The following is an 11782-nucleotide window of genomic DNA, read 5'->3' as shown; positions in this document are numbered from 1 at the left end:
GCAAAATGCTTTTAAAGAAAGGCATCGTTAATGATGGCGAATATGCTGGATGGGAAATCCAAATCGTTGATGATACAGAGGGTGAAACAGGAGGGTTCTACCTGATTTTAAGTAGTAAGGAGACTGAGATTTTTGATTATTGGTTCGAGAAAAGACAGTTCCTAGATAATCAGTTAGCTGATTTTAATGTGGAATGGAATTAGTACACAAACCCCGGCCTTTTGGCCGGGGTTATCGTTTTAAGCCCTTAAAATCCCCTCCATCCGTCGCCGGATAATGATGATGTTGGGCGCGGTAACGACATCCACATGCTGTGCTTCGGTGATCCCCATCGCCGTCAGTCAGTCGCCGCCAATCACCAGCTGTCCATCATCCCGCCCCCAGTCGGCGCTCAGGTTGGGGTTATGCTCGCTGGCTTCGAAGACGGCCTCCTATAAAGCGTTGTTGTAAGCCACCGAGATAAATAAAGCTGAGTGTTGGTGCTGGACGGCTATCCTTGTACCCGGGGTAAAACCGTGGCGGGCTAAAGTGCTGCCGGTTAAGGTCAGCGCCGGGAAAGGCTCTTTGCTGAATGTCAGTTCCATCCGTGGCACTCCCTTACTGGTTCGTTGCGGTGCGGATAATCAAACAGCTATTCTCAGCCGTAATACTCACCGGCTGGCCGGTACTAAATTCCAGCTGTTCCAGCCGCTTCCCTTTAATCGTCAGCTGCGGGCTGGGGTTCGGTCTGCCCTCATTTTGGTACCGTAGGGAAAGTACAGCGAGCTATTCAGGCAGCAACCGCGGCGCAACATCCACAAGCCAAGCTTAGCAGATACCCATGTTATCCAGCTAACCGCACAAATTGATGGCATTCATATATAAAATTGATAATAAGCCGTTCGTTTGCGGCTAGGATAATTCTATCCATGCTTAAATTATTTCTTATAATTGGCCTTAATTAGTTGAATCGGTGTTTTAATTAAAAAGTCCATCCGGTACTATTCACACCGATTGTATATCCAATTATGCAATTTTATTTATAATTCCGACTAACTACCAATCTATGTTGCTAATCCATGTCGGGTATGAATCATTACTTTTTTATAATATTTTTAGTTAAGGATAACACATGAAGTATGGCATTTTATCTCTGGTAGTTTTAGCCTCTGTCGGCGTGTCAAGCGTCGCAAAGGCCGATTCACAAACCATCAGTATGGGCTATGCACAAAGTAAGGTGCAAGACTTTAAGAATATTCGCGGTGTGAATGCTAAATATCGTTATGAATGGGACTCGCGGGTAAGTATTCTCGGTTCATTTACTTATATGTCAACGAGCGGTAATTTATTTGATAGTGAATATAATGAATATACTAACTATGATGATCATATAAAAGTAAAATACTACTCTCTGCTTGTTGGACCGGCTTATCGCATTAATGAATATGTATCGTTTTATGCGTTGGGTGGTGTTTCTAAAAACAAAATTGACTTAAGCCAGAATTACCACCACATTGACCATACTTACACGGAAAATTCCAATAATAGCAAAACTGCTTTCGCATATGGTGCCGGTGTCCAAATTAACCCAACAGAAAGTATCGCAATTGATGTGGGTTATGAAGGCAGTAAAATCGTAGATGCTAAGAACAATGGGTTTAACGTAGGTATTGGCTACCGTTTTTAATCAATAATGTTGAATATTAAAAGGAGTAGCTTAATATTGCTCCTTATATATTCTATTTGCTGCAATAACAATTGATATTATCCTTAAAAAATAATAATTTAATGTATGAGGTTGTAATGTTTATCAGTAAGAATGCTATGGATGGTTTTTTGAAATTAATGGGATGTGCTTTTCTAGTCTCAGTGCTATCAGCTTGCACTGGTTATAATTCACTTTATCCAAAATATTCAAGTTATCAAGGGGATGATTCTGCGATATTGTTTGTTATGGATGATAGCTATAATCAATCAATTTATACCTATGAATTAACTAAAGAGGGGTGCTTTGACCAGAAACAACGCCGACTACTCACTCGCAACCTTGCTTTAAAAGGTACGGGGAAGGATATTTACCAGTACAAAATAAAAGCAGACCAATACTATATCATTGGTGTTCAGAGTCCAGGTTATTTCCATTATAGGACTTTTATTCCAAAATCAAACAAAATATATGGGATTTATTCTGGGTATGTGATTGAGCTATCGGCTACTAAAAATATTAATAATGTCACCCCGGAAGATTTTTATAAAACAAAGGTTGAGCCTAGCCAAATTAATAGCTGGAATATAAAAAATGTTTGCCCAGGATTGTTTGGCTCTAAAACTATAGGTTAAAATAAATGACCATGGAAATAGATAGGATGTGAAGTGCTTTATTCAGGGTTAACGCCGCATAATGGGGTAACTGGTAATGGGGCGCTCACAGGTTCTTGCACGAAAAATCACAGGCCTAAACAATGACTGATATAGCAAAGGTTGAAAAGGACATTAATCGTTTCGTTAAAAATGCTTGGGGGGCGGCGATACTGTCGGCGGCTATTAACCTGGGATTTACGCTTTACTTTTGGTCGGGGCTAGGGCATGGGTTGTTAGCCAATATTTATAGTATTGGTTACACCCTTGCTGCTGTTGCTTTGGCTTATGGGATTTATCGTAGAAGCCGTATTTGCGCGGTGGCTATGCTCCTACTTTTCCTTTTCGTGAAAGCCTTAAATATATCGGCCAATAACACGGGTAGCACAATTATTGTGACGATGTTTATTCTTATGTTTTGTGGCGGGGTGGTGGGGACTTTCTTCCATCATCAGAACATAAAGTCTAAAAACATTGTCAGCAAACACATGACTCTTGCTACCGTAGTTTGTGTTTTAGTCTCTCTTGGGGTGATGTTTGGAATGGGGGCCTTATTAACCAAAAGTGCCGATCAGGCTTGGGCGACGTTTGAGGCGCAGAGTCAGGCTGAAATCTCTAAATTATCACTGCCAGTCAGAATGGATTATTACACGGTTTTAAAAAGTGTTGAGATTAATAATAAGAAGCTTATTTATACCCACGGCATCGAAAATATAGATTTCAATGAGGTGGATTTTTCAGTGCTGGATAAAAATAACAGAGCCATTTTTATTAAAGGCTTTTGCGCTACGCCGATGGTACAACAATATGGTCTGACGGTTGACTATGTTTATAACCAAGGTTTGAGTGAGAAGACCTTATCTTATGACAAAACGGACTGTCCGACTGAATAGCCGGAGAATGTAAACAGCCTGCACTTCTCTCGGAAAAAGATTTCAGTCAAACCTCCCCGAAAGGGGAGGAATAAACCCCGACGATTTCCTCGCCAACTAATTCACAATCTCAATTTTTATCAGCCTTGAATCGCCGCGCCCGTGATCGTCGACGGCCCGGATGCGATATTGACCGTTATTTTCCGGTCGCCACTGCAGCGCGGTTTTGCTGGCGCTGCTGCCGAGATAAATATCATCCACAAACCAATATATCGTTTTGCTATCCGCGTCCGTGGTGGCGTTGAAGACAATCGCATCGCGGCCTTGCTGCGACTGGCGCAGGGTGTAGGTGGTGTTACGCAGTGGAGAAGTGATGCGCGGCGGCGAGCCGCTGACCGTATTGGTGTCACTCTTGCAGCGGCTGTTGTTCGGCGGCGTGCGTTTGGGTAAACCGGCCTGTGCGAAAACGTTCGCTAAGTCCGACGGCCAGAACTCAAACACTTCGGTGCGCGTCTGCTGCGGGTCATAAGGCGGGCAGGCGACTTCGCCGGTCTGAATATCCAGCACTACCGGGCGGTAAATGGTATCGACCTTAATTGGCGATTTGCCCGGAATAAACCAAGTTTTACCCTGCTGCTGCTGGCACCAAGGGGTCGGCAGATCGCCGCTGGCGAGGCAGATATCCACCCGTTTTAGCTGTTTCGGCCACGGATGTTTTGGCTCGCGTAGGGTCGGGTAGTTGGCTTGAACGCTGTCGATAATATTGAAGAAAAGGGGGGCGGCGGCATCTGCACCAATGAAAGCGCCGTTGCCTTTACTGTCGAAATTCCCTTCCCAGACCACCAGCACGTAGGGGCCGAAAATCCCCGCCGTCCACGCATCGCGAAATCCCCATGAGGTGCCGGTTTTCCAATATACCGGCAGAGAGGTCGGCCTTTGCGCCAGCGTGTCGCCCGGCCTGCGGTGCTGGCGCAGCATATCCAGCGTAATAAAACTGGCTTCATTGCTCAGCAGGCGAATCGGGGCAGGGGAGGCGTCCTGCTTTTGCAGCCGCAGCGGTTTGAGTTCCCCACGGTTAGCCAGCAGCGCGTAAAGCCGCGCCAGCTCTTGCACCGTGACTTCGCCGCCGCCGAGCACCAACGACAAACCATAGTGGCTTTCACTCGCCATATTAGCGACGCCGGACAGCCGCAGAAACTGATACAGCGTCGGGTTTTTGAGCTGGGAGGCGATGTACACCGCCGGAATATTGCGGCTGAAGTTTAAGGCATCGGTGGCGGTAACCGGACCGAGAAAGCGTCGGTCGAAGTTCTCCGGCGCATAAGCACCGAAGGAGGAGGGCACGTCTTTGAGAATGGTCATCGGGTGCAGCACGCCCTGCTCCAGCCCCAGCGCGTAGATAAAGGGTTTGAGTGTCGAGCCGGGCGAGCGTTTGGCATTGGTGCCGTTAACCTGCCCCTGAATATCCCGATTGTAGTAGTCGGCGGAGCCAACCAGCGCCCGCACGCCCATATCGCGCGTATCGACCAGCAGCGCGGCGGCGTTGTGGATCCCACGGCTGGCGTTGCGGGTGATGAAGGCGTCCACCTGCCGCTCGACCAGCTTTTGCAGCCCGGCGTCCAGCTCGGTATCAACCCGGCTTTGGGTGCCTTGCAGTGGCGGATGCTCTTGGCGAATCTGCTCGATGAAGTGCGGCGCGATATAAGGCATCTGCTCCGGCTGGCGCAGGCTCAGCGGCAGTTGAAACAGCGCGCTCTGGCTGCTGTCAGTGTCATAACGCCGCTGCCAGCGGGCAAACAGGCGATTGCGCGCCTGATTCAGCGCCTCGCCGAGCACGCCGGTTTTGGTATCAATGCGATAACTCGGCGACTGCGGCAAAACCGCCAGCGTCAGGGCTTCCGGCAGGTTAAGATCGGCCGCCGGCTTGTTGAAGTAAATCAGGCTGGCCGCGCCAATACTCTCAATGTTCCGTCCATAAGGCGCGTAGTTGAGATAAGCCTCGAGGATATCGTGCTTGGAATAACTCAGTTCGAGCTGAACCGCGCGGACAATTTGCCAAAGCTTGCCGGACGGCGTGCGGGTGTTGAGATGCCAGCGCATGCGCGCCAACTGCATGGTCAGCGTCGAGCCGCCTTGCTGCTTGCCGCCAAGAATATAACTACGCCAGAAGCCGCGCAGCAGGCTGGCAGGGTTGAAGCCGGGATGAAAGTAGAACCAACGGTCTTCATGCAATTGAATGCCCTGAATCACGCGCGGGGAAATCTGCTCCAGCGGCGTCCAAGTGCGATATCGCTCGTCATTGGCGAGCGTGATACGCAGCAGGGTGCCGTTGCGGTCGTAGTAAGTGCTGGAAAAAGGCAAGCCGTGCGACAGCGGCGGGTGAGGCCATATGCGAAAGCCGATGAAGAAGATAGCCAGCAAAAAAACGGCCATAAGGCCGTTTTGTAGGAGACGTTTTAGGCTAAAAGTCTGAGTCATGCGTTACTTTTTAGCATCCGCCGGAACCACCACGATATTCCCCGAACCTACCGACAGCGCCTGAACTTCGCGGTCGTACATGGCTTCGCCGAAGGCGGGAGGAATGACGAAGCTACCGGTATTGGTCGATTTAATCTGATAGACAAACTCCTGCACCTCGGTGCTGGCGCTGCCATAGATAATCACCCGATCATCGCGCACGTCGCTGTAGTCCGGCTGCCAGGTTGAGCCGTCGGCGGCGATTGGCGAGCGCCAAACGTTGTCGGCCTGCGCCTCGCCGTCGCCATTCTCGGCTTCGTTTTCCGGCTCTGGCGCGGCTTGCTGCACCACTTCAAAGCCGCCCGGCAGCAAATCGACAATCGCCAGATTACTTTGGCCTTCTTTAGCATTGGCGCGGATTTTCAGATGAACATTAATCTTTTCGCCCAACGTCACCTGAGTAACCGGCTTGCCGTGCTCGTCGGTGTAATCGCGAGTAATTTCCAGCCCGCGAGAGATGGCTTTCTGCGGCGCGGCCACGTCGTAGCCCGACTGCGTCACCACGTACCAGGCCGGTGCGTCGTTCTGGTTGCTGAACTCAATCGAGCGCGCCGAGGCGCTAAAATCACCTTTGGCGAACAGCCCTTGCAAGGTTGAAATCACCTCCGGCTGCGCCTGTTTCTCTTTACTGATGGCGCTGATGCTCAGGCCATCGACGCTAGACTGCTGGGCGATTTGGCTTGAGTAACTGTCCAGCGCCAAAATGCTCATGGCGGAGGAGTAAGTGGTGTAACGCTCCTCTTTCAGCGCTTTCACCATATTCTCCAGCACCTGCGGCGGAATCGACGCGGCCTTTTCCGGGAAGTGGCGAGTGATCAGGTACAGGCGAGTGGCGTCCTGCACCAGCGGGTCGAAGTAGTTCTGCGACCACCATGCGCTGTTGTACGCCTTGCCCAGCTCATTCCAGCTCGGCTGCAACAGCTTATTGGCTTCGTCATCCATTTTCAGCAGGCGATATGACGAGGCCAAATAGAGCGCGCTCAGGTCGGTTTGCCAATTGTTGGCGTAACCTTTTTGCAGACTGTCCTGTACCGATGCCAGCGCGTTGGTGGTGACTTCCCCTTGCAGCGTCAGTAAGTAAACCGCGAAGGCGCGCAGGCGCAGATGGTACAAGTCCTCATAGCCGCTGGCGGCCTGTTCGCGCAGTGCGCTATTGGCCTCTTCCAGCATGCCGGCAGGGATGGCGTAGCCGGACGATTTTGCCAGCAGCATATACTGCACGACATATGGCGTGATAAACGGATCGGCGACCGGCGAGGCCTGCCACAGACCAATCGCGCCGCTGTCGTTCTGCCGCGAACGCAGGGTGCGCAGCATGTTGTTCAACTGGCTGTTCACCTCGGCCTGACTCAGCTTGCCCTTGAGCTGCGGGTACTTGCTTTGCAGCACCAATGGGATCGAACGACTGACAATCTGCTCAGAGCAGTAATAAGGATAATCCGCCAGATACTGCGCCAGCCCGCTGGTCAGCACCAACGGCGAGTTCGACACTACCGCCTCGCGCTGGGCATAGGCATCGAACATGCTGCGCAGATTGTCGACACTCTGGGTTTTGCCACTCATGCGGCCCATCACCGACTGGGTGCGGAACGGCATCGCCGGACGCACGGAGGTGCTGATGGTGCGGCGGCTGCTCTTGTCGGCGTAATGAGCGTCGAAGACCAGTGGCGCATCCCCCAGCTCGGCCTTGGCGCGCAGGCGGAAGGTCAGATTGCCTTCGCGCTTGGCGGCCAGCGACAGCGACTGCTGGGCATCGCCCACCACCTCGAGCTGTGGCGGCGTGGTCAGCTTAACGGCGATATCCACCGGCTGGTCGCCCGCGCCTTCAAGGTTATTGCTCACCCCGACGCTGACGTCAAACTCATCGCCCGGTGCCACCATAGAAGGCACATTTGGCGTCATGATGAAGTTATCGCGCACCGTGGCGCTGGTCTGCGCCATGCCGATTTTGTCCGGGGTGACGGAAATCGCCATCACGCGGATTTTGCCGTTAAAGTAGTCCGGCACCGGGTAGTCAAAGCGCGCCTGACCATTGACCGGAACGATGCCAGACCAGTAGGCCACCGGCTTATCGCGTTTGCGTTTGAACGGGTTGAGGTGCAGATCCAGCCCTTCACCGGCGTCGCCACCCGGCGCGGAGGTCAGCGACATAATTTTGCTGAACTCCGGCAGGATCAGGTCGAGGATCTGCGCGCTGTCGACGCTCAGCTCGCGCTTGCGGAAGAAGAACTCCAGCGGGTCTTTCAGCTTGTAGCGCGCGACCTGCAAAATCCCTTCATCCACCGCGAACACCACCACGTTTTGCGGCGAGTCGGTGTTGACGGTGATCGGCAGTTTTTCTCCCGGTTTAATCACTTCAGGCGTGCTGAGTTGTAAACCTGCTTTGCGCGCGCTGGTGCTGATTTTGAATGGCATCACGCCGTAGCTCAGCGGGCTCATAAAGATTTCATCGGAATTCACATCGCGCACGAACTGCACGTTGATGTAGCCATTCCCCTCCATGCCTGCTGGCACGCGAATCTTCTGTACTGAACTGGTGGTGGAGCTTTTAAACCACTGCCAGCTATAGACTTTATCTTTTTCGATGGTGATTAGGCCACTGCCGGTGTAAGGCGCGTTGATGGCGATTTCAATCTCTTCGCCCGGCTGGTATTCGGCCTGATTAAGTTTCAGTTTTAGCTCTGCGTTGCGGTCCAAAGAGCGGCTGAGGTTGGCATTGCCCGCCACGCTGTAAGAAACGCGGTTAAGCACCTGACCCTGCGCGGTTTTCACCACCAGCACGAAGTCGCCGGGCTGCTGGGTCGGCAGGCGGAAATCCCTGCCTTCGGCGGCAATCGCCAGCGGCTGCTCGGAGAGCTGCACTTCGCGCATTTTCGACTGATATTTATAGACGCCCGAATCCTGCTTGGTCAGCACTGACACGGTTTTTTGCTCAATCAGCGACAGGCTGAGGTCCGGCAGGGCAATCTTCGCCAGCGACGGATTAATCGCAATCAGATTGAGATGGCGCTCGGCGTCCTTATTGATGTAACCCAAGTCGCCGTCGGCCTTCACGCCGACTAAATAATCATAAGGCGACACCAGCACGCGGGCGGTGGCGGCCACCGAGCGACCACTGCCGGCGGTGAAAGCTTCGGACAGCAGTTGTAGCTGATAGGTAGCATCAGCATAGGCTTTGAGATCCAGCGGGATCGCGGCCTTACCCTCGAGATCGGTGGTCTGCTCCTGCAACTCGGTGTCGAAACCGTCGTTGTTGGTACGATTCTCGTAGAACAGGTAGTCCGGGTATTGGTCAAAGCTCGGATACATAGGGCGCAGAGTCAGTTTGGAGGTCACACGGCGGTTCTGCGCCGGGGTGCCAAACAGGTTTTGCACATCAATATTGGCTTGCAGCTCCGACGGCTTGACCCAGCCCTGTTTGCGGTCCGGCGTCAATTGCAGTTTGACCTTCAGCTGGTCCGGCTCGAACTCTTTGACATTGACCGCCACGTGGCCGAGTAGGGTGGTGGCGTCGTTATTTTTGCCAATCAGGTAGAGATAGACATTCCACTCGCCGGTTGGCGAACTTTCGCTGGTGGTGTAGCTCAGCTCGTTGAAGCCGCTGGCGGTGAGTTTGAGCGGCTGAGTGCTCATCAGCGTGTCGCGCGGGTCGCGGATTTCGGCACGAACCGGCACCCCCGCCAGATTATTGCCCCACTGGGCGGTGCGGGTGATCAGGCCAATGTTGAAGGTGTCGCCGGGGCGATACACGCCACGGTCAGAGAACAGATAGCTGCTCAGCGTGCGCGGGTCAGACGGCGTTTGCTCGCCGCTGACGTCAAAGCGCGACAGGTCTAAACCGCGATCGTTGTAGTCGCTGGTCGGCAGGAAGGAGACGTCTCCCTGCTTCTCGACCAGGAACATTACCGGCTGGCGCTCATTTTTGTAGACATCCAGCGCCGGGAAGCGAGCGTGGCCTTCTGCGTCAGTGGTTTGGGTGAGCAGTGCCACGCCGTTCTTACCAATGACCGACACCTTGGCGTCGCTGACCGGCAGGCCGGATTGCACTGACTGCACAAACACGTCGCGGGTTTTGTCCTGCGAGCGTTTGCTGATGATGCCCAAATCGGTGATCACCACGAAGCGGGAGTCGCCCACCTGCGCGTCGCTACTCTCGCCGTCTTCGCTGTACTCTTCTTCCGGCTGGCCTTCTTCTGGCTGCTCGGCCTTTTTCGCCGGATCCCACGGGGTGAGGGTCAGCAAGAACACGCCGCGACGGGCGTTCGGGTTGTCTGACAGATAGCGCGACAGGTCGATGCCTTGATAGCTCACTTCGCCCGGCTTCTGGTTGTCCACCGCGTGGGTGTATTCAAAGTGCTCGGTAAAGTATTCATCGCCCAGACGGTTGAACTCCGCCGAGGAGTATTGACTGCTTTTGAAGGAGACGATGTGCTGCAACTGGCTTGGAATAACCCGTTTGATATCCAGCTTGAGGCCCGGCACGTTGCGAGCCGCCACGCTGATTTGCTTCTCGCCGTTCATCGACAGCAGCGAGCCTTGCGACATAAAACTCAGCGAGGTCGGGTAGTCCGGCACCGCCACCACGCGATACTGCTTCTCCGGCATCTTGTAGCCGCCGAATGAGGTCAGCGCGTTATTGATTTCCACCAGCAAGTAGCGATGGGCCGGGGCGTCAAAAGTGAAGCTGAACTGCGGCTGATACTCCTGCTCGGCGTCGTTTAACGCCAGCTTGACCGGCGCAGATTGGTTGATGATGCCAGTATCGATGTCGGACATCGACCACGGGTAGATAGCGTCCTGGTCATCATCGCCGTATTTCGGGTTCTTTTGCGGCAGCAGCCAGGCTTTGACCGCGGCACCGATCTCTTTGTCTTTAACGCCATCGCTGAGAGCGACCACCAGCGCGCGGCTGCCTTGGTTGTCGTCGGAGTTCACCACGGTGGCGGCCACGTCGGCCACGCTGAGGCTATACAGGCTCGGCACAGTAACCCAGTCATCCTTCTTGCCCGCCGTCGGCTGCGAGGCCACGCTGGCCTTCACGCCGCTATCAATGGCCACGTGCACCGATCCGCCGTGCTCTAAGGCTTTCAACGGTTCAGAGTGGACCCAGGCATTGAGCTTTTTCTCGTCATACACCAGTGAGAAGTTGAGCTTTTTCTCCGGCGTCCCTTTGCCTTCAATCAAACCCAATGAGATGCGTTTTTCGAAACTCGCCACGTCCACCGGCGCGTTGAACTGCACGCGGAAAATCGCGCTGCGCTTCTGGGCATCCTGCGGATCTTGGTAGTACTCGGCCTGACCTAGCTGATAGTCGAATGAGGGCGCGTTGGCGCTGTACTCGGTCTGTTTAATTTTGATTTGCGGCGCCAGCAACTTGTCGGCGTCGAGCTTGATTTTATACGCCGAACCCATAGGCAGCGCGGCTTTCGGGGTGAAGACCAGCGTTGCGGCATTGCGCCATACCCATTGGCCTGCAACGGCTGGCGACAGGCTTACGCCTTGCTCGACGGCTTTCCCCACCAATGTGATAGGCGCAGCGGCATGGCTGAAATAGAGAATGATCTCCTGCGGCGGACGGTTCTGCGCGTTGTAGTTCACCCGCTCCGGCCCGGCGACGCGCACCGTGGTTTGTTGATAAACCATCGGCGCAGGATCAATGGGCTGAGGGCGATTGAGCCAGGCGTGATAACCGTAAAAACCTCCGACAGCCAGCAACACCAGCAGCAAAACTCCGGCGGCGACTGATTTTGGATGGCTATCCACCCCCTTTTCCGTGGCGAGAAAACCTTTCTTCACGCCCGCCACCCATGCAGGGGAGCGCCACTGAATATTGCCAATCAGCGGGCGCAGCACCAGCCCCACCAGCCAAACAATTTTGGCCAATAGCCAGCAAACACCTTTAAGTAAAGTGAAGGGCAGACGGAGTAAAAACCGTAATAAATCCATTATTTGAACCTTTTTTCCACAAGCTAAGGATCGGTATCACTGCGCGCGGCGACAGGCCAAGGCGATTAAAAAGCTCAGGCTATCGGGCTGGCAGGAGGGCTCACCACATT

At 53.4% G+C, this 11782-nt stretch carries 7 protein-coding genes and 1 pseudogene; 4 read left to right on the top strand and 4 right to left on the bottom strand.

Features of this window, described 5'->3' with window-relative positions:
* Positions 1 to 5 precede the first annotated feature (5 nt).
* Positions 6 to 203 carry a hypothetical protein gene (locus V2154_RS14440; protein WP_261442157.1) on the top strand — a complete coding sequence of 66 codons (198 nt, stop codon included), beginning with the start codon at positions 6 to 8 and terminating at the stop codon, positions 201 to 203.
* 228 nt (positions 204 to 431) lie between these two features.
* On the opposite strand, the gene V2154_RS14435 is transcribed toward V2154_RS14440, so the two are convergent.
* A complete protein-coding gene (locus V2154_RS14435) occupies positions 432 to 584 on the bottom strand; it encodes a hypothetical protein (RefSeq protein WP_353502835.1) in 153 nt (50 codons plus the stop codon).
* 13 nt (positions 585 to 597) lie between these two features.
* Positions 598 to 729: pseudogene (locus V2154_RS14430) on the bottom strand (SymE family type I addiction module toxin); the annotation flags it as partial.
* 382 nt (positions 730 to 1111) lie between these two features.
* Here V2154_RS14430 and V2154_RS14425 point away from each other — a divergent pair.
* The 3 genes from V2154_RS14425 (at position 1112) to V2154_RS14415 (ending at position 3230) form a co-directional block, all read left to right on the top strand.
* The gene (locus V2154_RS14425) at positions 1112 to 1666 is read left to right on the top strand and encodes an Ail/Lom family outer membrane beta-barrel protein (protein ID WP_353502834.1); all 555 of its coding nucleotides are present in this window, start codon (positions 1112 to 1114) and stop codon (positions 1664 to 1666) included.
* A gap of 116 nt (positions 1667 to 1782) precedes the next feature.
* Entirely contained in the window at positions 1783 to 2319 is a 537-nt protein-coding gene (locus V2154_RS14420) for a hypothetical protein (protein WP_353502833.1), read from the top strand.
* A gap of 122 nt (positions 2320 to 2441) precedes the next feature.
* A complete protein-coding gene (locus tag V2154_RS14415) occupies positions 2442 to 3230 on the top strand; it encodes a hypothetical protein (protein WP_353502832.1) in 789 nt (262 codons plus the stop codon).
* Positions 3231 to 3326: 96 nt separating this feature from the next.
* Here V2154_RS14415 and pbpC read toward each other — a convergent pair whose 3' ends face one another.
* Both pbpC and V2154_RS14405 read right to left on the bottom strand, forming a co-directional pair.
* The gene (pbpC, locus tag V2154_RS14410; protein WP_353502831.1) at positions 3327 to 5687 is read right to left on the bottom strand and encodes a penicillin-binding protein 1C; all 2361 of its coding nucleotides are present in this window, start codon (positions 5685 to 5687) and stop codon (positions 3327 to 3329) included.
* A gap of 3 nt (positions 5688 to 5690) precedes the next feature.
* A complete protein-coding gene (locus V2154_RS14405) occupies positions 5691 to 11672 on the bottom strand; it encodes an alpha-2-macroglobulin family protein (RefSeq protein ID WP_353502830.1) in 5982 nt (1993 codons plus the stop codon).
* Between the last annotated feature and the right edge of the window lie 110 nt (positions 11673 to 11782).

The sequence above is a fragment of the Ewingella sp. CoE-038-23 genome (assembly GCF_040419245.1).
Taxonomy (GTDB): domain Bacteria; phylum Pseudomonadota; class Gammaproteobacteria; order Enterobacterales; family Enterobacteriaceae; genus Ewingella; species Ewingella allii.
The sequence above is the reverse complement of the archived record's forward strand: the minus strand, read 5'-3'. Positions and strand labels throughout refer to the sequence as shown.

What these genes read in the sequence shown, in the direction of transcription:
- V2154_RS14440 (WP_261442157.1), top strand. Translation starts at nt 6, where the DNA reads ATGCTTTTAAAGAAAGGCATCGTTAATGATGGCGAATATGCTGGATGG.
- V2154_RS14435 (WP_353502835.1), bottom strand. Translation starts at nt 584, where the DNA reads ATGGAACTGACATTCAGCAAAGAGCCTTTCCCGGCGCTGACCTTAACC.
- V2154_RS14425 (WP_353502834.1), top strand. Translation starts at nt 1,112, where the DNA reads ATGAAGTATGGCATTTTATCTCTGGTAGTTTTAGCCTCTGTCGGCGTG.
- V2154_RS14420 (WP_353502833.1), top strand. Translation starts at nt 1,783, where the DNA reads ATGTTTATCAGTAAGAATGCTATGGATGGTTTTTTGAAATTAATGGGA.
- V2154_RS14415 (WP_353502832.1), top strand. Translation starts at nt 2,442, where the DNA reads ATGACTGATATAGCAAAGGTTGAAAAGGACATTAATCGTTTCGTTAAA.
- pbpC (WP_353502831.1), bottom strand. Translation starts at nt 5,687, where the DNA reads ATGACTCAGACTTTTAGCCTAAAACGTCTCCTACAAAACGGCCTTATG.
- V2154_RS14405 (WP_353502830.1), bottom strand. Translation starts at nt 11,672, where the DNA reads ATGGATTTATTACGGTTTTTACTCCGTCTGCCCTTCACTTTACTTAAA.